Source organism: Photobacterium sp. HL06 (genome assembly GCF_059552575.1).
On sequence record NZ_CM183914.1, the window covers coordinates 1,420,999 to 1,447,428 of the forward strand.

23 protein-coding genes are annotated in these 26,430 nt (G+C 45.7%); 9 read left to right on the forward strand and 14 right to left on the reverse strand.

What is annotated here, in order from left to right:
• Positions 1-4: 4 nt before the first annotated feature.
• Positions 5-1,405 carry an L-cystine transporter gene (locus AC51G0_RS06795; protein ID WP_496301300.1) on the reverse strand — a complete coding sequence of 467 codons (1,401 nt, stop codon included), beginning with the start codon at positions 1,403-1,405 and terminating at the stop codon, positions 5-7.
• A gap of 306 nt (positions 1,406-1,711) precedes the next feature.
• On the reverse strand, positions 1,712-2,395 hold the full coding sequence (locus tag AC51G0_RS06800; protein WP_496301301.1) for a helix-turn-helix transcriptional regulator: 684 nt from the start codon (positions 2,393-2,395) through the stop codon (positions 1,712-1,714).
• A 491-nt stretch (positions 2,396-2,886) separates the two neighbouring features.
• Here AC51G0_RS06800 and AC51G0_RS06805 point away from each other — a divergent pair, with 491 nt between their 5' ends.
• A complete protein-coding gene (locus tag AC51G0_RS06805; protein ID WP_496301302.1) occupies positions 2,887-3,501 on the forward strand; it encodes a TetR/AcrR family transcriptional regulator in 615 nt (204 codons plus the stop codon).
• A gap of 69 nt (positions 3,502-3,570) precedes the next feature.
• Here the strand turns inward: AC51G0_RS06805 and AC51G0_RS06810 are convergent, their stop codons facing one another.
• From AC51G0_RS06810 to uraH, 4 genes are all read right to left on the reverse strand, one after another.
• A complete protein-coding gene (locus AC51G0_RS06810) occupies positions 3,571-4,935 on the reverse strand; it encodes an 8-oxoguanine deaminase (RefSeq protein ID WP_496301303.1) in 1,365 nt (454 codons plus the stop codon).
• A gap of 156 nt (positions 4,936-5,091) precedes the next feature.
• On the reverse strand, positions 5,092-6,468 hold the full coding sequence (locus tag AC51G0_RS06815) for a nucleobase:cation symporter-2 family protein (RefSeq protein WP_496301304.1): 1,377 nt from the start codon (positions 6,466-6,468) through the stop codon (positions 5,092-5,094).
• Between the two features lie 184 nt (positions 6,469-6,652).
• A complete protein-coding gene (locus AC51G0_RS06820; protein WP_496301305.1) occupies positions 6,653-8,002 on the reverse strand; it encodes an NCS2 family permease in 1,350 nt (449 codons plus the stop codon).
• 292 nt (positions 8,003-8,294) lie between these two features.
• Positions 8,295-8,648, reverse strand: coding sequence for a hydroxyisourate hydrolase (gene uraH, locus AC51G0_RS06825; RefSeq protein WP_496301306.1), 354 nt, complete (start codon positions 8,646-8,648; stop codon positions 8,295-8,297).
• Between the two features lie 393 nt (positions 8,649-9,041).
• Here uraH and puuE point away from each other — a divergent pair, with 393 nt between their 5' ends.
• From puuE to AC51G0_RS06855, 6 genes are all read left to right on the forward strand, one after another.
• The gene (puuE, locus tag AC51G0_RS06830) at positions 9,042-9,965 is read left to right on the forward strand and encodes an allantoinase PuuE (RefSeq protein ID WP_496301307.1); all 924 of its coding nucleotides are present in this window, start codon (positions 9,042-9,044) and stop codon (positions 9,963-9,965) included.
• Between the two features lie 2 nt (positions 9,966-9,967).
• A complete protein-coding gene (gene uraD / locus AC51G0_RS06835) occupies positions 9,968-10,483 on the forward strand; it encodes a 2-oxo-4-hydroxy-4-carboxy-5-ureidoimidazoline decarboxylase (RefSeq protein ID WP_496301889.1) in 516 nt (171 codons plus the stop codon).
• Between the two features lie 67 nt (positions 10,484-10,550).
• The gene (gene alc / locus AC51G0_RS06840; protein ID WP_496301308.1) at positions 10,551-11,546 is read left to right on the forward strand and encodes an allantoicase; all 996 of its coding nucleotides are present in this window, start codon (positions 10,551-10,553) and stop codon (positions 11,544-11,546) included.
• Positions 11,547-11,568: 22 nt separating this feature from the next.
• Positions 11,569-12,120 carry an ureidoglycolate lyase gene (locus tag AC51G0_RS06845; RefSeq protein ID WP_496301309.1) on the forward strand — a complete coding sequence of 184 codons (552 nt, stop codon included), beginning with the start codon at positions 11,569-11,571 and terminating at the stop codon, positions 12,118-12,120.
• A 45-nt stretch (positions 12,121-12,165) separates the two neighbouring features.
• The gene (locus AC51G0_RS06850) at positions 12,166-13,416 is read left to right on the forward strand and encodes a urate hydroxylase PuuD (protein ID WP_496301310.1); all 1,251 of its coding nucleotides are present in this window, start codon (positions 12,166-12,168) and stop codon (positions 13,414-13,416) included.
• Between the two features lie 151 nt (positions 13,417-13,567).
• Positions 13,568-14,071, forward strand: coding sequence for a PaaI family thioesterase (locus AC51G0_RS06855; protein ID WP_496301311.1), 504 nt, complete (start codon positions 13,568-13,570; stop codon positions 14,069-14,071).
• A gap of 75 nt (positions 14,072-14,146) precedes the next feature.
• On the opposite strand, the gene AC51G0_RS06860 is transcribed toward AC51G0_RS06855, so the two are convergent.
• Entirely contained in the window at positions 14,147-14,920 is a 774-nt protein-coding gene (locus AC51G0_RS06860) for a helix-turn-helix domain-containing protein (RefSeq protein WP_496301312.1), read from the reverse strand.
• Between the two features lie 130 nt (positions 14,921-15,050).
• Between AC51G0_RS06860 and AC51G0_RS06865 the strand changes: the two genes are divergently transcribed.
• The gene (locus AC51G0_RS06865; RefSeq protein ID WP_496301313.1) at positions 15,051-16,331 is read left to right on the forward strand and encodes an MFS transporter; all 1,281 of its coding nucleotides are present in this window, start codon (positions 15,051-15,053) and stop codon (positions 16,329-16,331) included.
• A 39-nt stretch (positions 16,332-16,370) separates the two neighbouring features.
• On the opposite strand, the gene AC51G0_RS06870 is transcribed toward AC51G0_RS06865, so the two are convergent.
• The 6 genes from AC51G0_RS06870 to AC51G0_RS06895 all read right to left on the reverse strand — a co-directional run bounded on the left by AC51G0_RS06870 (position 16,371) and on the right by AC51G0_RS06895 (position 22,720).
• Positions 16,371-17,234, reverse strand: coding sequence for a hypothetical protein (locus AC51G0_RS06870; protein WP_496301314.1), 864 nt, complete (start codon positions 17,232-17,234; stop codon positions 16,371-16,373).
• A gap of 443 nt (positions 17,235-17,677) precedes the next feature.
• Positions 17,678-17,827 carry a hypothetical protein gene (locus tag AC51G0_RS06875; protein ID WP_496301315.1) on the reverse strand — a complete coding sequence of 50 codons (150 nt, stop codon included), beginning with the start codon at positions 17,825-17,827 and terminating at the stop codon, positions 17,678-17,680.
• A 230-nt stretch (positions 17,828-18,057) separates the two neighbouring features.
• Positions 18,058-19,533 carry a peptide MFS transporter gene (locus AC51G0_RS06880; RefSeq protein ID WP_496301316.1) on the reverse strand — a complete coding sequence of 492 codons (1,476 nt, stop codon included), beginning with the start codon at positions 19,531-19,533 and terminating at the stop codon, positions 18,058-18,060.
• A gap of 489 nt (positions 19,534-20,022) precedes the next feature.
• Positions 20,023-20,451 (reverse strand): potassium channel family protein, encoded by a 429-nt coding sequence (locus AC51G0_RS06885; protein ID WP_496301317.1) that lies wholly within the window; start codon positions 20,449-20,451, stop codon positions 20,023-20,025.
• Between the two features lie 58 nt (positions 20,452-20,509).
• The gene (locus AC51G0_RS06890; protein WP_496301318.1) at positions 20,510-21,748 is read right to left on the reverse strand and encodes a cation:proton antiporter; all 1,239 of its coding nucleotides are present in this window, start codon (positions 21,746-21,748) and stop codon (positions 20,510-20,512) included.
• Between the two features lie 72 nt (positions 21,749-21,820).
• Entirely contained in the window at positions 21,821-22,720 is a 900-nt protein-coding gene (locus tag AC51G0_RS06895) for a GGDEF domain-containing protein (RefSeq protein ID WP_496301319.1), read from the reverse strand.
• A gap of 1,146 nt (positions 22,721-23,866) precedes the next feature.
• Between AC51G0_RS06895 and AC51G0_RS06900 the strand changes: the two genes are divergently transcribed.
• On the forward strand, positions 23,867-25,825 hold the full coding sequence (locus AC51G0_RS06900) for a CHASE3 domain-containing protein (RefSeq protein WP_496301320.1): 1,959 nt from the start codon (positions 23,867-23,869) through the stop codon (positions 25,823-25,825).
• Positions 25,826-25,943: 118 nt separating this feature from the next.
• Here the strand turns inward: AC51G0_RS06900 and bfr are convergent, their stop codons facing one another.
• Positions 25,944-26,414 carry a bacterioferritin gene (gene bfr / locus AC51G0_RS06905; protein ID WP_496301321.1) on the reverse strand — a complete coding sequence of 157 codons (471 nt, stop codon included), beginning with the start codon at positions 26,412-26,414 and terminating at the stop codon, positions 25,944-25,946.
• Positions 26,415-26,430 lie beyond the last annotated feature (16 nt).

Sequence of the window (26,430 nt, forward strand, 5' to 3'; positions counted from 1 at the left end):
TGCCTTAAGCAGTCGCATCTTCGCCATCGAGGTTCACTTCAGCATCGCTGTTGAAGATCTCCATGTCGGTCTGCCCTAGAACCTTACTGGTCACTGTACCGGCGGTGATGGAGCCTGATACGTTCAGTGCGGTACGGCCCATATCAATCAACGGCTCGATTGAAATTAGCAGACCAGCCAGCGCCACTGGGAAGTCCATCGCCGATAGAACAATCAGCGCGGCAAACGTTGCACCGCCACCGATACCGGCAACACCGAATGAACTTACGGTGATAATGGCAACCAGCGTTGCCAGGAAGCTGATATCCATTGGGTTAACACCGACAGTTGGTGCAATCATCACAGCTAGCATCGCAGGATAGATACCGGCGCAGCCGTTCTGGCCGATAGTGGAGCCGAATGACGCGGAAAAGTTGGCGATACCGCTTGGGATACCCAGGTGTTTTTCCTGAGTCTGGACATTCATCGGAATTGAGCCTGCACTTGTACGGGATGTGAAGGCGAACAGCAGAACAGGAATGACCTTTTTCAGGTGGCGAATAGGGTTGATACCAACGAAAGCAACCAGTGCCAGGTGAACACCGAAGACAATGAAGATTGCACTGTAAGATGCAACAACAAAGTTAGCCAGATTGATGATATCGGCATAGTTTGAGCCAGAGATCACCTTGGTCATCAGTGCCAGTACGCCAAACGGGGTCAGGCGCAGCACTAAGGTCACCATACGCATTACAATTGCCTGAGCGACGCCGACAAAGCTTTCGAAAGAGGCGAAGACTTCAGGTTTCTTACGGGCGATCCCTGTTGCTGCGATACCGATAAATACCGAGAAGATCACAACTGCGATTGTTGATGTACGGCGCGCACCTGTCATATCCAGGAATGGGTTGGCAGGCAGGAACTCAATCATTAGCTTGGCAAACGACATGGCCTCAACGTTACCAAGGCGGTTTTCCAGGGCTTCACCACGGGCGATTTCGGCAGCTCCAGATGTCAGGCCTTCTGCGGTCAGGCCAAATAGGTTAGCCATTGCGATACCGACAGCGGCAGAGATCATGGTGGTGACAATTAGGACACCGATTGTCATGCCACTGATTTTACCCAGGGAGGTGCCACCATTAAGACGAAGGATCGCCGAAATAATAGAGACCATAACCAAAGGAATAATGATCATCTGGAGCAGCTTGACATAGCCGACACCGACGATATTGAAATAATCAATACTGGTTTTAATGACCTCTGAACCGGCTCCGTAAAATACCTGTAATGCACCACCAAAAATAATACCTAAACCCAGGCCGGCAAAGACACGTTTGGTAAAGGTGACATATTTAGTTTGAAGTCGGTATAAGAAAAGTATTAACCCAACAAATATTGCGAGGTTAAATATAACACTAAAAGTCATCTGCTAATCCTTAAAAGATGGCGAGCGAATCCGTAATTAAACACATTAGTTTAATTAATCCCACTCAATAATTATCATAATTGATATTTTTTGATTGTCTTTGGTCGTTAGAGCCCAATTGCAATCGAGTTTGAGTAACTATTAAAATCCGTTATAAATAACTGTAATTCTTGAAAGTAGGCTCTACATATTGGCTTGTGGAATGGGTGTTCTAACAGTCCTAATTTTTTTCATGCTCAATCCTAAAGTGTGTGAAAAATAATAGTCATAAACTGACAAAATAATAATTAAAGGTGGTTATTAAAACTATGAAATCAATAAATCATTCTTATGGTTTCGAATGTGTAAATAAACAGTATGTTTTGAAATACCTAGCATTTCGGCAACTAAAGCTGGAGAATCTTTTAACTCAAAAATACCGCGGTCAAATAACTGGCAAACAACTTCTTTATTTTTAAGGTTACTGGCCAAATTAGGATCATTATTAACCTGATTGATAATTTGGCTCACGAGATCGTCTACTGAGGTGGCAAATGTTTCACTGCGGATTTGCTCTTGTGCATTCGGCATTTCTGCTGGCAGGCTAAATGCGTCAATCATGCTGGCCAGTGGTGCATTGAGGCTAAAATTGACACAAAGCATTCCGATTGGTTTACCTGTTCGATTGCAGATTGTTGTTGATGCTGATTTCATCACCTGACCATCCTTGGTTCGGGTAAAGTAGGTGCTCCACTTTGAACCACATGAAGAAGTCAGCTTCTGCAGGGCAAAGTCTGTGACAGGCGCGCCGGCCTGTCGTCCGGTGACATGTCCGTTGGCAATCTTGGTGACTGAACACTGTAAGTTGTTGAATGAGTGCAGAACAACCTCGCAACTTGTGCCGAATAAGGCAGCCAGTGCATCTACTGCTGGTTCCCATGATGCGATTAGATGTTCATCTTCGGTTAGCTCGGTTACCGATTGGTTAGTCTGAGCTACTTTTATATCCATATTCAACTCCTCACTCAACGGGAGTTAATTTACCTTTGATGAACTTACAAAAAATTGAGTCAGATCGGTTAGTGATAAGCCGTATGTAAAGTAAGGTAATTTTGTGTAGAAACTTAGTGGTTGGGCACAAAACCAGCCTTGGTAATCTTCTTTTTGATAAACCTGTTATTACCATTGGGTTACGGGTTGATATCCAATCGTTAACATTTGTCATATTGGCGATCTGGTTGTAACTTATTGTAAATTCATGGTTTTTATGTGTTGATGGGTGTTGATTTGTTGTGGTTATGTTGTGTGTGTTTTTTGAGCGACAGGTGTGGTACTGATGAGTTATCTATATGATGCTTTTACTGCAATCAGAGATCCATTAATATAGAAAAACCAAATAAAACAATGCGCTGGCATATTGAATAATAACACTGTTCAGTTGCTAATGACTCCGGTGGTTGCTTCGTTTGGAATTTGGAATTATCGGGAAGGCTGGGCTGTCAATGTCACGAATAAGAGAAAAGAACCAAGAGCTGATTATTAAGGTTGCTTGCCAGCTGTTCGCTGAGCAAGGGTATGCGGCAACCAAGATGGCTGACATAGCCAAGGCCGCCGAAGTACCAAAACCCAATATCTATTATTACTTCAAGGCCAAAGACAACTTGTATCGGGCTGTGCTTGAGAGTGTGACGTTACCTCTGCTCGAGGCGTCGAAACCGGTTGAACTACTTGATGATCCAGCTGAAGCGTTAAGTGAATATATCAAGACCAAACTAAGAATATCCCGTGACCACTCATATGCCTCCAAGGTGTTTGCCAATGAGGTCATGTCCGGTGCCAAGTATTTGCCGGAAGATATTGCCGATAAGCTTCATAGCCAATCAAAGATGATAATCGCCAAATTTGATAGCTGGATCGAACGTGGAGCGATGGCGCGTGTCTCACCACAGCATCTAATGTTTACGATTTGGGCTGCGACGCAGACCTATGCAGACTTCAGTTGGCAGATCTGCAAAGTCATGGACAAAGAGCAGCTTGATGAACAGGATTTTGCTGATGCTGCAGAGTTTTTGACTCATTTGGTGATCAACGGTTGTCAGCTAGAACAACCTAAATAAACGTTTCTGACAGTAGCAATCAAGCCAGCCGTATTAAAGGCTGGCTTGTTGTTTCTGGTAAGGTAAGGGTTACATCAAATCTTGAGCTTTATGAGCCAGGCGTTTGGCCGCGTTGCGGTGTTTAGACAGCAACTGCTCGAGATCTACACCGAGTACCTGACCATCATGAACCCGCCACTGGCCAGCAACCATTACACGATCAGCCTGATACGCACCGCACAGAATCAATGCAGCGAGCGGATCGTGGGCACCGGAAAAGCGAATATCATCTAGCCTGAACATGGCAATATCCGCCTGCTTTCCAGCCAATAGTGTACCGAAATCATTCCGTCCCATTGCTTTGGCTGATCCCGAGGTCGCCCAGCGCAGTGCATCAAAATGGCTGACATTGGCAGAACCATAGCGCAACCGTTGGATATACAATGCCATGCGAACTTCATTGATCAAGTTCGAGCCGTCATTTGAGGCCGAGCCGTCAACACCCAAGCCGACGTTGGCACCTGCAGCCTCCAGCTCTTTGTTTCGGCAGATCCCGGAAGCCAGCATCATGTTTGAAGACGGGCAGTGGCAAATGCCGACATTGGCCTTGCCGAGGCGGGCAATTTCCTCATCATTAAAATGAATGCCATGGGCTAGCCAGGTGCGGTGATTCAGCCAGCCGACATCTTCGAGGTAGTCAACCGGACGAAGGCCAAAGCGCTGCAGGCAGAAGTCCTCTTCATCAATGGTTTCGCATAAATGGGTGTGAACCATGACATTTTCGGCTTTGGATATTCGTGCCGTTTCTTTCATCAGATCAGTGGTGACGGAGAAAGGCGAGCACGGGGCGAGTGCCAGCTGAATCATGGCACCGTCACCTCGCTGGTGGTAGTCACGGATCAGCCGTTGGCTATCATCAATGATGGTTTGTTCGGTCTGAATGGTATGGCGCGGTGGCAATCCACCGTCATCTTCTCCCAGGCTCATTGACCCACGGGTGAAAATGGCCCGAACGCCCAGTTTGTTAGCTGCCTCGATCTGGAGGTCGATGGCATGCTCAAGGCCTGTTGGAATGAGGTAGTGATGGTCGGACGCTGTGGTGCAGCCGGACATCATCATCTCTACCAGTGCGACTTCCGTTGCCAGGCTCATCATTTCTTCATCTAACCCAGCCCAGACAGGGTAGAGCGTTTTAAGCCAATGGAACAACTCTTTGTTGAGCGCATCGGGGTAGGCGCGTGTCAGGGTCTGGTAAAAGTGATGGTGGGCATTGACCAACCCGGGTGTCACAACATGCTGGCTGGCATCGACAACCGTATCGATTTTATGGGTGGGCTCGTGACCTAAACGGATCAGCTCAATAATGGTGTTACCTTGGATGACCACACCCCCGCGGGCATCTTCATCGGTTCCGGTGTACATTGCTAAAGGGTTTTTAAGCCAGATGGTTTCCATTCATAGTAATCCTTAGCCATCTCAACCTTTTCAGGGGAGAGGGTCTTTATCACATTGCTTGTTAATAGAGAGGTTTGGTTAAGTAATCGTATTGCCAACAACGACTATTATCGGTGTTGCTGCCTGAACGTATATATTATCCAGGCAGCAAATGGTTTATCGCTCGGAGTCTGCTATTTTTGGCGATGCCAAAGGTTGTGCATCTACCTCTGATAGTTGCTCGGTACCACTTTCAGGCTCTTCATCACTAGTTTCTGAGTCAGGCAGCAGTTGGTTGAGCAGTACGGTGACAATCGTGCCTGTCGTAATGCCCGAGTGGAACAGGTTTGCAATATCATGGGGCAGGTGCTGGATCAGGCGCGGCTCGATGGTGACGGCCAAGCCTGATGCAATACCCACACAGATTACCAGTGCGTTACGTTTGGTGTCTGCGGCTTTGATCAACATACGGATACCGGCGTAGGCGATCATGCCGAACATGACAAAACCGACTCCACCAAGAACCGGTTTGGGGATGGTGACTGCAACAGCTGCTAGTTTAGGGAATAAACCGCCAAGGATTAATAGTCCACCAGTTGTTGCCACGACAAAACGGCTGGCCACCCCGGTGATGCCGACAATGCCGACATTCTGGCTGAATGAAGCCAATGGCATTGCTGTGAGGAATGCCGCTAGCGTACTGCCAAGGCCGTCGCCTAGCAGGCCGCGTTTAAGATCATTGCCCGAGACTTTGGTATGACAGTTGTTGCCCAACGCCATGAAGTCGCCGGTTGCCTCGGCGATCACCACCAGATACACCAAGCTCATGCTGATAATCGAAGAAACCGAGAACGTCAGGCCATACTTGAGGATCTCCGGTCGGCCGACCCAGTCCGCTTCTGAGATTTGCTCAAGGTTAACCATACCCATAGATAGCGCAACGATATAACCACCCGCCAGGCCGATAACAATGGCTGAGGCGGCAACAGCACCTTTACAGTAAACGGATACGCCAATCACGATTGCCAAAGAGGTAAAGGCCAGAAAGAGTTTGGGCAGGGTAGCGAATTCCTGGCTGACAGCAGGCGCATCACCAACCCAGTTCATTGCCACCGGCAAGATAGTGAGGCCAATCAAGGTGACAACGACGCCGCTGACCACCGTCGGGAACAGCTTGCGAATTTTATCCATATAGAAACTGGCAGCGATAACCACAAAGGATCCGGCTAAGCTGGCCCCCATGATCCCGCCAACACCGTCTTTGTTACCGATGGCGATGGCGATGCCAAGGAAGGCAAAGCTGGACCCCATCACAACAGGAAGTCGGATCCCAACCGGGCCGATGCCAAGACACTGGGCAATAGTAACAATACCGGATGCCAATAGCGCGGCATTGATCAGGGTGACGATTTCACTCGTCGGTAAGCCGATTGACGCGCCGACAATCAGGGGAACGGCGACAATTCCCCCGATTGATGCGAGCATGTGTTGCAGTGCCAGTAACAGGGTGATCCCATAAGGGGGACGTTCATTAAGTGTGTAGAGAAGTTTCATTGGTGATCCTCTGTAATCCATCGTTCGAATTAACGTTTTCTGTACAAAGAATGACTTCTACAAACAGCGTAGCGTCACACTGGTTTCTGCTTTTTGGCCAGGGAGCAAAACTGGAGTTCGGTTACCCCAAATGGAGTGAGTATTAAAAGGGCGCTTTCATCCCGGATGAAAACGCCCTTTTGGCTTAACCGATATAAATCAGCTTGGCGACAAAGATGGCGGTCAAAACGTACATACTGATCGACACATCTTTAGTCTTGCCGGTAGCAACCTTCAGGACTGTGTAGGTGATAAAGCCCAGCGCAATCCCGTTGGCGATTGAGAAGGTTAGCGGCATCATCAGTGCGGTGATGGCAGCAGGCGCCGCGTCGGTAAAGTCGTTCCATTTGACATGCTGCATACTGCTCATCATTACAAAGGCAACATAAATCAGGGCACCTGCCGTGGCATAGCTTGGGATCATGCCAGCCAGCGGCGAGAAGAAAATTGCAGCCAGGAACAGGGCGGAGATAAAAATGGCTGAAAGGCCGGTTCGTCCACCTGCAGCAACCCCTGAAGCACTTTCTACATAACTGGTTACCGGCGGACAACCGACACAGGCACCTGCAACACTGGCAATACTGTCGGCTTTTAGGGCCTTGCTCAGCCCTTCAATCTTACCGGTTTCTTTATTGACCAGGTTGGCGCGATCCGCCACGCCCATTAAAGTACCCGCGGTGTCAAACATGTTGACGAACAGGAAGGCGAGGATCACGCTGACCATTGAAATGTTTAGCGCGCCGGTAATGTCCATAGCAAACAGGGTTGGTGCGATACTTGGTGGTGATGAAATCAGCCCCTGGTACTGGACAAGGCCAAGCATCATGCCAACCAACGTCACACCAATCATGCCGATTAATACGGCACCAAACACCTTACGCTCGCTCAGTACCGCGATGATCAGGAAGCAGATGGCTGCCAGCAGGGCTTGTGGCTGGGTAAAATCGCCCAGGGTCACTAGCGTTGCCGGGCTTTCGACCACGATTCCGGCTGTCTTTAGGCCGATAAGGCCAAGAAACAGGCCGACACCGGCAGTCATCGCATAGCGCAGGCTTTCAGGTATGCTTTCGATGATCCATTCCCGGACCTTGTAAAAGCTCATGCCAACAAAAAGCACACCTGAAATAAAGACAGCGCCAAGCGCGACTTCCCAGCTATAGCCCATCTCACCGACGACAGTGAATGAGAAGAAAGCATTGAGCCCCATTCCCGGAGCCAGCCCGACAGGCCAATTGGCAAACAGCCCCATCAACAGGGTACCAATCGCGGCCCCGATGCAGGTAGCAACAAAGACTGCTCCGGCGTCCATTCCCGAGGCAGACATTATGCTCGGGTTTACAAAAATGATATAAGCCATGGTCGCAAAGGTGGTGAGGCCACCGATGAGCTCATTTCTTACGTTAGTTCCATGTGCCTTTAATTGGAAAAACCGTTCCAGAAAAGGGGCTGACCCCATTTCCTTTTCATTTAGCACTTCTGCCTTAGTGTCATTCATGACTACATTCCTCTATCTAACGTTCTAAAAATGAACTCAATTTTTGTCTGTATCGTTCACAATTAAATGTATAGCTACCATTTGTCTGGATAGTTTACGTAAGCGTTTTAAATATTCATCGTTGGTAAACATCGTAAAAAGCATTCCAGCTTTTTGTATCATCCAGAACGGTGCATGCCGATGCCTGTGAATACCACAATCATTCAAAGGGGAAGGCGAGTAATGATTTCCTATTTTGGTGTTAATGGGCAGGCGGTGTTGATTGCTGCCCGATCTGAGATAGTTTGACGCTCTAGCTCCCCCGGTAAGTTGAGAAACTATAAGGGGATACAAGCAGAGGCACATGGTAGTGCGAATCTGTGTCTGAGATGCCGAAACGGATCACTACGTCATCAAGGAAGGGAATATCAGGCAGCTCAACACCCAGTTGTTTGAAATAGTCGGCAGTATGGAAGACCAGCTGATATTTTCCCTTGCTGAAATTGTCATCTTCCAAAATCGCTGAGTCTGTTCGGCCATCTGCATTGGTATAAACGGTTTTTATCCGCTGCAAAGATGTATCTTCAACTCGATACAGTTCCACTTTTATTTCTGCGCCTGGAACACCATTTGCAGTATCAAGTACATGTGTCGTTAATCGTCCCATGGTCTGTCACGCGCTGAGCGCTCTCCTTAGTTAACTTAAAAAGATCAATATCGATAAGAGGTTGCATGTCAACAGGTAGTCGCCTATGACAATGGGCTCTTATTCTGAATTGTATTTAACTTTTACTAACTATGTACACAATGCACCTGGATAGTAAAGCGCATTGTAACTGAAATGTTAAGTCTTTTTGTGGGGTAAATGACAAATTTTGAAGTTACACGTTGATAGTAAAGGGCTTTGGTGAGATTCTGTTATTTGACCTCAAAGTCAATTAAACAAAAAATTTACATTTTGACTTTCGATTGTATACAATCTGTGTTAAATATTTAAATAACACGTTGCCAAGCAGCAGGATCGTGATTGGCATTTGAATCGTTAGAAAGGAGTCATGTGATGAGTACAGACTATCCGCGTAATCTGATTGGCTATGGTGAGGCGCCTCCTCATCCTCAGTGGCCAAATGATGCCCGAGTCGCGATTTCTTTCGTGCTGAACTACGAAGAAGGTGGCGAGCGCTGTATTTTGCACGGAGATAAAGAGTCAGAAGCTTTCCTGTCAGAAATTCCATCAGCGCAGCCTTTTGAAGGCCAGCGGCATATCAGCATGGAATCGATTTATGAATATGGTAGCCGTGCTGGTGTATGGCGGGTGCTAAAGCTCTTCAAAAAATATGATATCCCGCTTACTGTCTTTGCCGTGGCTATGGCTCTGGAGCGCCATCCCGATGTCGCAAAGGCATTGACTGAAGCCGGCCATGAAATTTGTAGCCATGGCTATCGCTGGATTGACTACCAGAATATGGATTACAGCGAAGAGCGTGATCATATGGTAAAAGCGATTGAGATCATTGAGAAGATCACCGGGCAGCGCCCGCTTGGTTGGTACACCGGCCGAACTGGTCCCAATACCCGCAAGATTGTCGCAGAAGAAGGCGGCTTCCTATATGACTCTGATGCTTATGATGACGACCTCCCTTATTGGCATGAAGAGGGCGACAAACCGCAACTAGTGATCCCTTACACCCTGGACGTCAACGATATGCGCTTTGCGACTGTACAGGGATTTAATGCTGGTGATCAGTTCTTCAATTACCTCAAAGATACCTTCGATACCTTATATGAAGAAGGTGAAACCGCCCCGAAAATGATGTCGGTCGGCCTGCATTGTCGTCTGATCGGCCGTCCGGGCCGCATCGCTTCACTGAAGCGTTTTCTCGACTATGTCCAGCAGCACGACAAGGTCTGGGTTTGCCGCCGAATTGACATTGCCCGGCACTGGCATGAACACCATCCGCACCCAAGTATGAAGGAGTCTTAATGATGGCGCGCTTTAACACCTGTCAGCCAGCTCAAATGAGCCGTGAAGAATTTGTCGCCCACTTTAGCGATATCTACGAGCACAGCCCGTGGGTGGCGGAGCGGGCCTATGATGATGGCCTTTCTGAAACCGACAACCGAGTTGAAGAGTTGCATCAGCGAATGGCGGGCATCTTGTTGCAAGCCGACGTCAAGGAACAGCTGGCCCTGATCAATGCACACCCGGATTTGGCCGGCCGCGCTGCTGTGAATGGTGAGCTGACAGCGGCTTCAACCGCAGAGCAGGCCGGAGCGGGGATTGATCAATGCTCCCCGGAAGAATTTAAACAATTTACCCAATTTAATAACAGCTACAAAGAGCGCTTCAAGTTTCCCTTCATCATGGCAGTGAAAGGGGCCAATCGTTACCAAATTCTCGAATCCTTTGAGATGCGATTAGGAAATGACAGTGCAGCTGAGTTCGCCAAGGCGATAGAAGAGATCAATAAAATCGCGCTTTTTCGCCTGCAGGACATGTAAGCCTCGTCTGATGTCCCAAGAACTTACTCAACCCACGCATTTCATCACTAATGGAATTGATAAAGGAATGGAAATGACAACGAAATTTGAACAGTACGTCAATCTGGCAGATGCAAAAATTGGCGCGGAAGCGATTTATGCCACTGATGATTTCTTTGCCGATAAAAGCCGCTTGATCAGTAATGCACTACCGGTATTTAAAGACGACCTGTATGACGATAACGGCAAATGGATGGATGGCTGGGAATCACGCCGCAAACGTGGTGAAGGCTACGACTATTGTGTTGTCCGTCTCGGTTACGCGGGCACTATCAAAGGGCTGGATATCGATACCTCGTTCTTTACCGGGAACTTCCCGCCATCGGCATCTGTCGATGCCTGCTACAGCCCGGATTGTGATCCAACGGACACAGCCGAGTGGCAAGAGATCCTGACCTCGCAAAGCCTTCAGGGTGATAGCCACCATGAGCATGAGATTGAAAATGAAAAGGTATTTACCCATGTACGCCTGAATATCTATCCTGATGGCGGTGTGGCACGCTTGCGGGTTTTCGGTCTACCAAGTGTGGACTGGGAAAATATCTCTGCCGATGAAGAAGTGGATTTGATTGCTTTGGAAAACGGCGGCCGTGCACTGGCATGCAGCGATGAACACTTCGGAACAAAATCGAATATTCTTCGTCCGGGACGTGGTGAGAACATGGGAGACGGCTGGGAAACCGCCCGACGCCGTACACCGGGTAATGATTGGGTAATTGTCGCGCTGGGCCATACGGGATCTATCAGCAAAGTTGTTCTCGATACCGCACATTTCAAAGGCAATTTCCCGGATAGCTGTTCTATCCAGGCAGCTTATGTACAAGGTGGCACTGATGATCAGGTGGCAACCCAAAGCCTGTTCTGGCGCGAGCTGCTGCCATCACAAAAACTTGCGGCTGATAGTATTCATGAGTTTGCCGATCAGGTGAATGATCTTGGGTCGATCACCCACGTACGCCTGAATATCTTCCCGGATGGCGGGATCAGTCGTCTGCGTTTGTTTGGTTTTAAACATCAAGAGTAATCATTTAGCTCAGGAGAGAATAATGCAACCAGCGACTACGGTAATGCAGCTGACCATTGAACCGCTAACACAGGAAGCATTCCAGCCATTTGGTGATGTGATTGATAAAGAAGCCAGTGACTACTTTATGATCAACAACGGATCGACCCGCCGTTATCACCGGATGGCTGATGTAGATGTGGCAGATGAAGGCGGAACGCCAATTATCAGCATCTTTGAAGCCACGCCGCTGCAATACCCACTGCCGATAAAAATGATGGAGCGTCATCCGCTCGGCTCGCAGGCATTTATTCCGCTTCTGGGCAATCAATACCTGATCCTTGTTGCCCCCAAAGGCGACAAGCCAGATCCCACGGCCCTGAGAGCTTTTTTGAGTAATGGCAAACAAGGGGTGAATTACCACAAAGGTGTCTGGCATCACCCGGTATTGGCTCTCAGCGAGCAGGATCAGTTCCTGGTCGTTGATCGAGTAGGCGAGGGCAACAACTGTGACGAAGTTTATTTCACCGATGATGTACAGGTGGTGTTGGCTTTGGACAGTTTGGAGCAGGCGGCGTTAACCGAAGCATTCTGATAAGCCAAGGGGCGATCAGAGCGCTGAACATGACAGGAGTTAGTTATGGATCCACATATGACTGAATGGTTGAACCTGGCGATTCGCTGGATTCACATGATTGTGGGTGTAGCATGGATAGGTGCTTCATTTTACTTTGTATGGTTGGAAAACAACCTTAACCGCGTTAATCCGAAAACCGGGTTATCCGGTGATCTCTGGGCGATCCACGGTGGCGGGATCTACCACCTGGAGAAATATAAGCTGGCTCCCCCGACAATGCCGGAAAAGCTGCACTGGTTTAAGTGGGAAGCATACTTCACGTGGATTTCAGGTATTTGCCTGCTAGCGGTCGTGTACTACCTCAACGCAGAAATCTACCTGATTGCACCGGGATCGGGGCTTGAACCATCCACGGCGATTGCTTTAGGGGTTGCTGCCTTGGTCGCGGGCTGGTTTATCTATGATTTCCTTTGTGACTCGAAACTGGGCCAGACCCCTATGCTGCTCGGGGCGATATTGTTCCTTGGTCTGGTCGGCACGGCATATGGCTTGAGCCAGGTATTCAGCGGACGTGGTGCCTATATCCATGTCGGGGCGATTATCGGTACGATCATGGTGGGGAACGTATTCCGTGTCATCATGCCGGCTCAGCGCGGTTTGGTTAAAGCAATTGAAGAAAATCGGGAACCGGATCCGGAACTGCCAGCGAAAGGGTTGCTGCGCTCTCGTCACAACAACTACCTGACGCTGCCGGTCTTGTTCATCATGATCAGCAACCATTTCCCTAGCACTTATGGCTCAGAGTATAACTGGTTGATTTTAGCTGGCATTGCGGTATTCAGTATCCTTGTCCGTCACTACTTCAATACCCGTCATGATAGTCAGAAGTACGCCTGGACAATTCCGGCTGCCGCTCTTGGGATGATCACCTTGGCGTTTGTCACTTCACCGTATGCAGCAAAAATGTCTGCAGCGCCAGTAGCATCGGTGAGTGCTGAGCAGCCAGCAACCGCGCAGGCTAATACGGACGTCGCCCAGGCCCAGTCAGATACGATCAGCTTCAATGATGTGAACCACGTCATTCAGGAGCGTTGCTCGGTATGTCACTCAGCCAATCCAACCCATGCCGCGTTTAAAACGGCTCCGGCAGGGGTGATTTTAGATACCCCGGATGAAATTAAAGTCAATGCGCCCCGTATTATGGCGCAGTCGGTACAGACCAGGGTGATGCCGCTTGGGAACCTGACTCAAATGACTGATGACGAGCGCGCGCTTATCGGGAATTGGGTAGAGCAGGGCGCGGTGATCCAGTAGCAGTCTTAACATAAATAATCTCCTTGCCTCTTATTTGCGCTCCCCGGCATGAACTTGTCGGGGATTTTTTACATTTTTCAATCATGAATTTGACTTTTCCAAGCCCTAGGGCTTAACTGGTCTAATGAGTTGATAATAAAGTGAGAAGGCAATGGAAAGCAGAGTCGCGAAAGCCAATGAGATGCTAAAACAGTTTGGCAAACATAAGGTTAAGTTGATTAATTACTGTACTCCCGAGATCTTGGAGATCAGTGACGATCATTTGTCGCTTAAAATCCCACTGAATGAAAAGACCAAAAATCATCTCGAGAGCATGTACTTTGGCGCATTGGCCATCGGCGCGGATGTGGCCGCAGGCCTGCTGGCAATGGATATGGCCAATAGCTCAGGGCTGGATGTTTCCCTTGCCTTTAAATCGGTGCAAGGAGAGTTTCTGCGCAGGCCAGAAGATGATGTGATCTTCAGCTGCTACCAGGGGAAAATGATCCGCGAGATGCTGACACAAAGTCATGAAACTGGTGAGCGGATCAATGAGCCAGTTTCGGTAACAGTGACTTGTCCGGCCTGTGATGGGGATGACCCCGTTGCGACGTTTTCCCTGACACTCTCGCTCAAGGTCGTCTCGACGAGTGCTCCCATAGAGTTGAGTTCATAACCGCATATAGTGCTGGCTGTAATTCATCGGCAGATGTTTACAGCTAGCGGTCATGATAGCTCCACCAACCCAAGCTTAACTAACTGGAGTTGCTTTCATTGCGGTTATAGGGGGTAAATCATCATGGAATACGCCTTGGGCTGCCATCATTGCAAACGTGTATTCTTTTGAGTTTGGCGCTAATTCTGCTGAGCTCTGGTTATTGCACATTTCTCCAAACAACCACTCTTCTAATTTATGGTTGATTTCTTTAAATTGGGTTGGTGTCAGTGACGTTTTAACCATCAGAAAAAAAGCATTTTGATCATGTTTTTCAATATTTGATGTTCTCTTATACAGTCGGCTGATGACCTTGTGTTTGAAGTAATTTGGAAATTTTGAGCCAACGGCAAATGCAGTCTGTTTTTTGATTAGCAAGGAACATGAACTGTTTGAAGTCATACGTACTAAAGCTAATCGCTCAAGTTCTCTTAGGTATAAATAAAGAGAGTGTTTGTTTAGTTGATGCTTCTCGGCAATATCGCAAGCTTTATTGCCTTCCATCAGCTCGACTAAAAAAGAATACAGTGATGGGTTGTTACAAAAGGCATTATCTTGAGACTCTGTATAAAGGGCAACTCCCTGAATACTTTCCTCGGCTTCTTTTATAATTTTTGAAGAAGGGATATTCAAAAAATCTGATATCGAAAGAAGCCTTTGCATGGAAAAGGCTTGCTGATTGTTCATCAGGCGCTTGATGCTAATTTCAGAAACATCCAAATATACCGCAAGGTCTTTGTATGAATACCCAGCGCTTTTTACATATTTTTTGAGAATAATACAAATTTGTTCCTCGAGCGATTTCTTCACTATTACTGCCTAGATATCATCATAATTTCCTTTAGGTATCATACATTGATACTTTTTTGAAGTTTCTTGTCAAGATGGCTCAGATAATTGATGCTTGGTTTCAATAATTTCAGAAAGAAGTTAGATTGAGATGACAAGAAAAAAACTAGTAATTATTTATGCGCTACATCAGGCTATACATTGGTTCATAGTCGGAATTGGTATTCCATTTATCATCTTGCTATTTCAGGCTCGAGGACTTGAGCTGGGACAGATTGGTTTAGTGATGGCATGTTGGATTGGCAGTACAGCCTTGTTCGAAGTACCATTTGGTGGCGTTGCAGACAGGCATGGTAGAAAGGTCGTATATCAGTTATCGATGGGTGTTAACTGTATTGGTACAAGTTTGCTACTGTTTGCTAGCTCACTACTGCCTATCATTGCTACTGTTGTATTGTTAGGACTTTCCAGGGCTCTGTATTCAGGCACACTGGACGCGTGGTTTTATGACAGGTTTATTGGTTTGAGAGGGAACCTAGATTATTTTAAAGCGACTTCTATTGTCAGTGTCTTTATCACCATTGGGTTATCATTAGGTGCACTAACAGGTTCTTATCTTCCTAGTTACCTTTATGATCTAACCGTCTATTTAGGACTGAGTGAGGCGATGGAAATCAATTTGATTGTGATTGTTGCTCTTACTATGTCTTTAATCGTTGCCACACATTTCATGATAGATGAAGAGGTTATGAAAGATGATATAACAAGCGATACTGAACAAAAATTGACATTTATTCAGCATAGCATGGAAGTGTTGAAGAGCAGTGCTAGCCATCCAGTGCTCAAGTGGCTATTGATGACGACTGCTTTCTATGGTGCTGTTCTGGCGAGTGTTGAAACCTATTGGCAACCCCAGTTACATATATTAGTTGAGCAAGAAGGATTGGGGCTGGTTTATTTTGGAGTATTGTCAAGCTTGTACTTTTTAATGTCAGCATCATCGTCTTTGGTGTCAATGCTGAGTATAAAATTGTTTAAGGGCTCTCATCGAATGTTATTAATGACAAGTCGTATTATGGCTGGAGGTTTATTATTACTGCTAGCAGAATCGACACATGTACTTTCATTTAGTATCGCTTATTTAGCCTTTTTCTTTCTATTTACTCTGGGGGCAAGCTCTGAAAGAACACTGCTGCATCAAAACACCGAAAGTCGTTATCGCTCGCAAACTTTGTCAATCGTTTCTCTAAGCTTGACGGTTGGCAGTGTACTTGCCTCATTAGTCTTTAGCCTTATTGCTGATGAATATGGAATACGGGTTGTATGGCTAGCATGTGGTATCATTTTAGCAACTTCATCAAGTTTGTTTATGAATATACCGTCAGGGTGCGTACCGCAATCTAAGTCATTTTCGAGCTCGGGTACTTTGTGAACATTTTGCAGGCGGTTATTGGTTGTTGCTTAATTGGCCTTAGGATGGTTTGTTACTCGGAGCTGCATGCACTTCAACACCCAGAAAAGAAGCGATCAGAATGCACTGAAGTCCGAACGGGAAATAGCCGGCATAGCCCAATAAAGGCATTTCAAACAGATGAAAATCGTTAACAAAAGGAATGTTGTACTTCCAAGGAGCCGCGCTGCCATAGTTCCACAGTTCCCAAAAAAAACCACATTGCAGCCCGGCTAGTGCAGGCAGGCAGAATGGCCGCCAATCTCCCCTTTGCAATACAGAAAAGACTGTCTTTTGGCCAGCAAGGACCTGCAATGACACCAATACAATCAGTGGAGATACCCAGACTAGCGGATAAAACGAATTAGGCCATGCTCCGAGAGCGAACAGTGACAGGGTTGAAGCAATCAAGCTAAGAAGTGCTACGAACCTGGGGTATGGCACACTGAATGTCCAATAGTTGGTATAAGCATGGTGTACTCGCCTGAACGTTGCCATCCAGTAGACAGTACTGAGCACAGCAGGCAGCACCGTTGAAAATGACAGACTGGCAGTGAGGACGCGAGTGAGTGGTGTGATAGGGGGCCCCAAGTAATACCAGTTATGTACAAAATGGTTGAGAAATTCAAAGAACCACCAGAACACTGAGCTAACGAGAAATAGCAGCAGAAATATTTTCGGCCGCTTTAACATAAGGCAGCTGCCACTACGTTTTACGCTCAGCGCATTGATTAACAGTATGTATCCCAGCCAAAGCGGCGTGAAGGTATACCGTTGCCAACCGTTCGGCACATCGAAGTTTATCCCCGTGAGGGTCCAGTTGACTGCGATCAGCGCAATGCCAAGCCAACCCCACCAAGGAAACGGTGTATACATCTGGGCCATGTTTGCAGGTAAACTTTTCGTATGGAATAGGCGATACAGAAAGGGAAGGCTGCAAACCGATATCAATACACCCAGAAAAATAAAAATAGGCCATGAAAAGGGAGGTTGCTGCACATAGACTGTTGAGGGCAACAAATCTAAATACGGTGCCAGAGGTTTACCTGACCAGTATGCCCCTGCCAGGGGAGGCAGTACTAATAGCCCTGCCGCGAGTATTCCCCTTGTTGGCCACCACCATTTAGAATTGCCTATAGCACTGAGCCCGAAAGCCATCTTTGCCGCCCACTAAATTTTTCCGATACAGCTATAGTCTAGCTTACTAGGAAAAAGGACGTTTTAACGTGTGGATTTTATAGAGAATGTGATTGACTTGTCTATCTAATTACTATAGGGAGATCGACGGTCAGATTTCTATAGTTAGTTATCAAGACAAGTATAGATTTCTATTTGTGCTGGTTATCTTTGGCTTGATGTTGATAGCCAGAAAATGAATTCTGAGACATTGCATAGTCCAACCGAGATTTCAGTTTTGCATGTTTATCTTCAGCACGCTTACGCATCAATACGTGAGAAAGTAACCTGGTCAAGCTCATAACCGCCCTCCTGTTTTAATGATGATTGCAGGATAAATTTAACATCAATGACAAAAAAGTCCTACAAGCCCAAGTGTAGGGGATGTGAAGATAAAAGCCATAACTCTAATGGGGAAACTGGGGTTGTGAGCTAACTGGTAATGCCTGGCTGTAAAATAAAAAGGCCTCCAGCAAGGAGGCCCTTTCAATATATTGCGACGAATCCAACTGGATGAGTTGTTTTAGGTTGATTAACCTTCAGCTGGCGCAGAAGCCATCTCTTGTGCTTCTTCGCTGCTTTTTAGCATAACGCGGATAACGCGGGATGCCATAAGGGCTACAACCACCATTACAACAGCCAGGATGGTTAGTGTGCTGAAGTAGCCGCCGTATACACTCTGTACGATTTCCTGAGTGATTTCCTGGCCTTTCTCAAGTGCGATCGAAGTAGAGAAAACTGCACCGACGATCCCACTCATAGCGATAGCGACTGAGAACAGGCTTACAGAGAAATTCTCAATGTGCTTGGGAGCAACAGATAGAATAAAGGCAACGACCATACTACCTACAATTACCTCAGCAAGTGCCTGGAAGAAGTGGATAGCCAGGAATACCTCTGGACGTATCACCACGTCAGTGCCAACTGTCATAACTGCAAAGGTAAGGATACCGAACGCTATGGCCGTTAGAATAAACGCAAAACCGACTTTAGTCGCTGTCGAGAAATTGATGTTACGCTTCTCTAAAGAAGAGAATGTCATGGCAATGAGTGGTCCACCCACGATACACCATAGGGGATTCATCGCCATTGAAGCTTCTGGAGCAATTGGAATGAATCCAAATAGGTCACCACGCATTGTGTTGATGGTTACCATGGTCATGGATGTCATCATCTGGCCGTAGTAGACGAAGAAGGCTGTCGTCAGCACTGTCATGATAAGGATAGTACCCATCTTCAGTGAGTCAGACTTCTTGGCTTTAAGCATCAAAGAAATGAAGTAGCCGATTGCAGCCGCGCCGATGGCGTAAACGATGTTCTTACCGATATCCATGTTGGAGAACATGAAAAATACCAGTCCAATCATCGAAAGTGAAATACCGACAAATGCAATCAGGTTCTTAGGGCTTACAGGCTGTTGATCAATCTCTGCGCCAACGGATAACAATGGTTTACGAGAAATAACCAGAATCACAAATGCGATGAATGCCATAGAGGCAGACAACATGAAGCTGCCATTAAACCCAATCGCAAGAACGAACATCGGGAATAGGTATTGTCCAAAGAGTGCACCGATATTGTTAACTGAATAGTTAACCGGATAGCCATTTTCAAACTCTTCTTCAGTAGTAAACGTGCGCTTAAATAGGCTCGGATAAGAAGGAGACATCAGGCCTCGGGAGTAACTGGCCAACGCAATACCGACAAGGCTTAGTGAGATATTTGTTGTCGAGGCACCTAATACCAACAGCGCATATCCGGCTGCAAACCCACCATAGGCGAGTGTCAGAGAGCGGTATGCCCCCAAGAACTTATCGGCGATGAATCCGCCGGCGATAGCAAATAGAGGACCTATAGAGGAGAAGGCACCTACCACCATCATTGTATCAGCTTCACTATATCCGAGATCTTCTAAGAAGAATCGGGTCAAAATTACCATCACGCCGTAAAATGATAGGCCAAACATCATCTGGCAAACCATCATTGACTTATTCAGTCTATTCCACATAACCACATCTCTTTGTTAATGGATAATAAAGGAAAAATTTTGTAATAAATTGTAATTGCGGGAGGGATGTTAACATTACAGGGGTTACCAAACACGGGCGCTCTGTCGCAAAAAATGATCTATATTCATTATATTTTCTAATGTCTATATTCATATTTTCTTATACTGATCTTTAACGGATAATTTTGATTTGGCATGAGTTTTGTGTTTTTTACTCTATTTGCATGGGATCTATGTACTTTTTATGCGGGGTGTTACAGGGTTTTCTATGAGGCAAACGGTTGCATCAAATTAGTTTACCTATGCCAAAGGTCGACGATGGGCGATAGCCTTTGAGCCTCTTCCGAGGTATCCTCTTCAGCGCTCGGGCGGCCACAACTGACAGTAAGGTGAGTATTTTTTAATTGCTGATGCGCAATTCAGGGGAATGCTAATTCTGGAATATGCTGTCGTAGGGCTAACTGCTATTGTTAGGAATGCTCGGATAGCTTATTTGCCTATGCTCCAATAGCGCCGCATTTCAAGGTAAAGGAATGAAGCTGTCCAAGTGATCAAGACCAAACCGATTAGCGACTCTATTCCTGTCAGGTATCTTAGGTTGCCCGTTGGTTCAATATCGCCAAAGCCGAGGGTCGTAAAAGTTGTAAATGAAAAATAGGCGCAGTCGAACAGACTGCCATTAAAGTTTCCTGACAGATGCCCCCAACCTTCAGAGTGGTGCATAAAATAGTAAGCAAAGGCAAAAACCCATACTTCCACGGTGTGGGCTATCAAGGCACCGAACACCCCAAAAACAATTCTAAGACGGTGGAGCATGATCATTTTGGGGATCAATGTTGTGAGGTGATATAAAAACTCGTAGTGGATAATCACGGCGATTACGGCAATAATACTATTAACTAAAAATATCGTTATCACATTGCCCCCGCGGTTATCTATTTGCGCTTTGGTAGCTAACTATGTGTAAAGCTTAATTTTACGAGGCTGATCTTTTCGGTGGTGCATAAATGTATTTTAGTAATATTGGTGTCAGCAGCGTAGTCACTACAGCCATGATGATAACTGCTGAGTAGATATTTTCGGTTATTGGTGTGCTCACCGTTAGATCATTGAATAATCCGGCTTTGAGTGCAATGTCAGCTATCACAAGTTCCACCGCTCCGCGGGCACTCATTCCGACACCGACGGCCGTGGCTTCTTGCCAGGAAAGCCCCATTAAGCGAGCTGTAGCCCCAGCCGCTAGGAATTTGCCCAAGAAAGCGGCGAGAAGGAGAAACCCGACAAATAGTGGTACCTCAAAGATGGCAGATAAATCTAAATGTAGCCCGACTGATGCAAAAAAAATCGGGGCTAAAAAGCCATAGGTCATGGCAGACGTTTTATCATGGACATCGTCGTAGGATGCTTGGTCGATGGTCTTACGGTCAAATAATAGTCCGGCCATAAAGGCACCAATAATAAAATGCAGATCGAGGGCTTCGGCCAGAACGGCAAAAGCCAAAGCACCAACTAACAGGGCACTAAATTTGATCTCCTGTTGTTTAATTGCGCTGATGAAACGGCCACCGAAAGGGAAAATAAAGACGCCAATAAGGATTGTGATCGTAAAGAATGCGATTACTTTGAGGAACATCGGCAATAATTCGACACCACTTCCAGTAGATCCATTGCCAATTAAAGCCGTGAGCCAAGTTAGTAAGAGCAGGCTGAGAATATCATCGAAAACAGCGGCCGATATGATAATTTGTCCTGACGGTGATCCGAGTTTACCAAGATCCATTAATATTCTTACTGTCGCGGGTACCGCAGTAATTGCCAGTGCCGTGCCAAGGAAAATGCATTGGGCAAAAAGGAGATTTGATGAAGGAAGGAATAGCCACCCAAGCCCGATGCCAAATATCATTGGTAGTACCATACCACTGATGGCAACAGACAAGGCAACCCGTGAGTACTCGATGAGTCGGTTAGGTTGCAGCTCAAGCCCGGCAAACAGCATGATAAAAAACATACCTAGATCAGTGATTGTGTTAAAAACAGGGCTGTCGCCGAGATCATTGAGATAGGGAATTTCGTCAACATATTGGGCTGCGATGGCACCAAGCATAATACCGGCAATAAGTTCGCCAATTAGGCTAGGCTGACCGAGTTGCTCGGCGATTTCACCAAAAATCCGGGTGGTTACAAGCAGGATAAGTAAAATGAAAAACAGTTCCATGACTAATCCCTTCTATGACGAATAGTGCTGTTTTCTAAATCGTCAAATAAAATCCTCTCACTGGGCTATATCTTAGCCCTTGGTGTTATTCAAGCTAGGTGAATTTATAGGATAATTGGCAATTTCTAGACAATTTCTGCCCTGTGCCTTAGCTCGATAAAGCGCTTTGTCAGCACTTTCAATAAACCTTTCCAGTGTTCCTTCTTTTGCGTAGCCAATGGCTAGACCGAGGCTGATCGTGCACTTAACTTCTTGCTGTCCAACGTTTATGTTTAGTTTTTCTACGCAAACCCGAATTTTCTCTGCAACCCATTGGGACTCTTTGAGGTTGGTGTCGTACAGGAGTACAGCAAATTCCTCCCCTCCTAACCGACAAATATAATCATTTTTCCGAAGGGTAGATTTCATGGCTGTTGTTATTTTCACTAATACTTGATCGCCACACTGATGTCCATAGCGATCATTCACCTGCTTAAAATGGTCTATATCTATAATGATGACACTTACCTGTCTGTTGTTTTGATAGAGGTTATGAAGCATTAAGTTACTTTTTAGGTCAAATGCTCGTCTGTTTAACAGCCCTGTGAGAGGGTCTAAATTTGCCAGCCTGCACATACGCTTAGATTGCTTTTCATGAAAATCTACCCAGCGGAAATTGGCATATATAAACAATAAAAACCCCACGGGCATAAAAATATCTTCAAGAACATCGAGAATGGCGATCCTAACCGTTAATTCATCTGCAGCATCTAATAAATGCCCAAGATACAAGAAGATGGAAGATATCAGAAGAAGTCGGTAAATGTTACGTGAACCTTTAACATTTAACTGTTCAACCCAAAACATCAGAAAAAGGCAACTGAAGGCAATGCCTCCTTCTGTGAATACCTCTAAATACTCAGCTTCGTCTGTAGAGGAATAAAACATCAATATACAAGATACCAATATAGATGAAATAAATACGACGGCCATCTGAATCTTGAATCTTGATAAACTAATCACTTCTTTGTGCCTAAGAAAACAAAACTATAATAATTTTAGCATAAGAAAATCACACAGGTTGAGTATGTCTAGCGTTGCTATGGAGTGATTGGTGTTTCGGTTATGTTGAGGGGGATATGATGACTATAATCTTTGGCCCGACGCATTGATAACACCATGCTATTGATAGCGATTGGAGGGGGCATCTAATGGCACCAGCTGGTTTCTCTAAGATAGAAAAGGATAGAATTTGTTACCCTTAATTTATTAGGTGTAAATATTGCTCTTTGTGAATAGGTAAGATAATAAATTGCACTATGTAAATAGTGGGGGGTGCTTTTGTGTTAAAATAATTATATTTTTAGCGCAATCCACTTATTTAGCATTCACGGTAAAGCCATACTCATGGCGCGTCACAATTACAGTCTGTTTTTTCTAAGTCAATATCTTGAACTTTTCGCCGTCCCAATGCCAATTGTTTGGCGTTGCTATACTTAATGGCCAATATCAATACTTGGAATAATCACTCTAATTAGAAAACTATCCATAGCAGCTGATCAGACCACAGTTTGTGTTGTCTGCATTACCGGTCAATGATGCCCAAATTTATTTATATGGCGAGAACTTGTGAGGCCTTGCTACTTGGTATCGGTAATTCTTCGATTTGTATATCAAATATCAAATATCAAATATCAAATATCAAATATCAATTACTCACCTCTTTGTGATGACTACCACTTTAGTGGTATGTGTTTTTTGTGTTAGCATGTGCTTACGTTATTTAATAAAGAGCCCTTCATTGGTTCAATAGTCGTGGAGATAATAAACAACTGGTAGTTAATGACTTATCAGTCAGTGTAAAAAATAACCTATCGGTGGTTTATTTTTTACTCTGCAAAATCAAAATTAAATTTGTAGCACTCTAGATGGAATAGGCAGACATGCTGCAGGGTAGGTGTTGCTTGCTATTTGAATAGTTACTGAATGTTTTTAGGCTTTTAGTGATAATTCGGATATTAGCATTAACCGCGCCGTTTTTTAAGGTGAGTCAGAGTCTTAAAAAACGGGTTCACCAACCAAAATTCTAGTTTATTGCTCTTATTGAATTAATCCACACCAAGAAGGTTAGGTGATTATATGAATATATCAAACATGTCGATACGAAATAAGCTACTGCTTGGTAACTGCATAACAGCAACCATTCTCATTATCCTTTTTTTAGTGGTTTTGAATTCCATTAATACTATGGAATCGACATCCAAAATGGTAGAACACACCTATAAAGTTATTGATAATTCCAATGGGCTGGTTAATGCCATGGTTGATCAGGAAACAGGGTTACGAGGTTTCGCAATAGGTGGCCAAGATGATTACCTGGAACCTTACATTGCGGGTAAAGATAAGTTTCAGTTGCATTTAAAGACAGTTAAACACCTTACTAGTGACAACCCTGTTCAACAGAAGCGATTTGATGACGTTGCAAAAGATGCTGCTGGCTGGCAAGCCTATGCAGAGAGAATTATTACCCTAAGAAAAAATATCCGCGAAGGGGAAAAGTCCAATCAAGCGCTTAAGACGTTGATTGCTTCTGGTATGGGTAAACAGAAAATGGATGGGCTACGTGCCGAAATCACCAACGGTGAATTCGGTTATGTTGGCGATGACATTCTTGCCGCCATGATCAATATGGAAACCGGGCTACGCGGGTTTATGCTCAATCGACAAGAAGCTTTTTTGGAACCCTATAAGGGAGGACGAGAGAGTCTTGCAAAACTGTTACCCACAATTCGTGGAACTGAACTTGCCCGAAATGTGAATGAGTGGGTCAACAATTATGCTGAAAGAGCGATTGTTCTTGTTCGAAAAGCAAATCAGTTCAATATGATGGATGATCTTTATCTCGAGCTATCTCATAAAAATGGCAAAGCCTATATGGATGGTTTACGTGAAAAAGTCGCTACTATTGTCGGTGTTGAAAATGAATTAATGCAACAGAGGAAAGTTGCGTCAGAGGAAGCTTCTTCCCTAGCCATTATGGTGATTATGGTGGGTGGATTAGTAACGCTTATTATGGCTTTCGGATCTGGAATACTGATCTCTAACAGCATTACAGGGCCTATTGGCCGTGCTGTTGATGCTGCTGAACAATTAGCTAAAGGGGATCTGACCATTCAATTAGAACAAGGTGGGAGTAACGAAGTTGGCACCTTGATAAACGCGTTGCAGACTACATCAGATAGCCTGAAAAGGATCATTGGCAACATGGCCAGTGCAAGCGAACAGCTCGGAAGCGCTTCTGATCAATTGACCTCAATTACATCCAGCACCAGCAAAGGTGCCCAAGAACAACAGCATATGACTGACCAAGTGGCTGTTGCAATGAACCAGATGTCTATCTCAGTGCAGGAAGTTGCGCAAAATGCGGTTCATGCTGCTCAGTTTGCCAATGAGGCCCATAGTGAGGCACAAACGGGAATTGCGGTGGTTCAGGGTACAATTGAAAGCATCAATAAGCTGGAAGGTGAAATTTCCCAAACCTCGACCCGACTAGGTCAGCTGGAGCAGGAAGCTGACAATATTGGTGGCATCCTTGATGTCATCAGGGGAATTGCTGATCAGACTAATCTACTGGCCTTAAATGCAGCCATTGAGGCAGCTCGTGCGGGGGATCAGGGGCGCGGCTTTGCAGTTGTTGCTGATGAAGTACGTGGGCTTGCCAAGCGTACCCAAGATTCAACCACTGAAATTCAGGAGTTGATTGAAGGCTTGCAGCAGGGTACCCGAGATGTTGTTACAAGAATGGAAAAGAGCAACGGCTTTGTGAAATCCAGTGTTGTAGAGGCCGGGAAGTCTGGCGATGCGTTTAATGTCATTTCTGAGGTTATTGCCAAAATTAATGATATGAATGCGCAGAGTGCCAACGCTTCAGAAGAACAGAGCGTAACAACCGAGCAGATTAACCAAAATGTGGTTAGCGTTAATAAGATTTCCCAACAAAGTGCGGTTGATGCTGAACAGACGGTTGAGTCGAGTAAGGAGCTTGCCAACTTAGCGCTAACATTGCGGGGAATTGTCGGTCAATTCAAAGTGCAATAGGCTACACATTGCTCAAGCAAGCGATGGCAACAAGCAACATCGTCAGAAGTCACTGGTAAGTTTCAGTAACATCAAATCACTCGGGGGAGTAACTCTCCCCCGGCTGGTTTTTTTCCAGTCATCCCATTTGTGACTGGAGGTAATTTTGCAACCCCACTTTCTTGATTAACCCTAATTGCTTTTCAAGCCAATAGGCGTGGTCTTCCTCAGTATCGGCCAGCATTACTTCGAGGATCTCACGTGATTGGTAGTCTTGCTCATCTTCACAGATTTTGATCGCGGCTTTAAGCGCCTTGTCTACCGAGTACTCCAGCTGAAGGTCATTATTCAGCATTTCAGGCACATCTTTGCCGATCATGAGATCTTCACGTTTGGTTAGATCGGGCGTGCCTTCCAAGAATAAAATACGTTCAATCAAACGGGATGCATGGCCTTTTTCATCATCAAATTCGTGATCAATACGTTCATAAAGCTTCTCCAATCCCCAATCCTGATACATTCGGGAATGGATAAAATACTGATCCATGGCGGTGAGCTCACCAGCTAATAAAGAATTAAGCGTGTTGATTATTTTGGTATTACCTTTCATATGCGTCACCTATTTC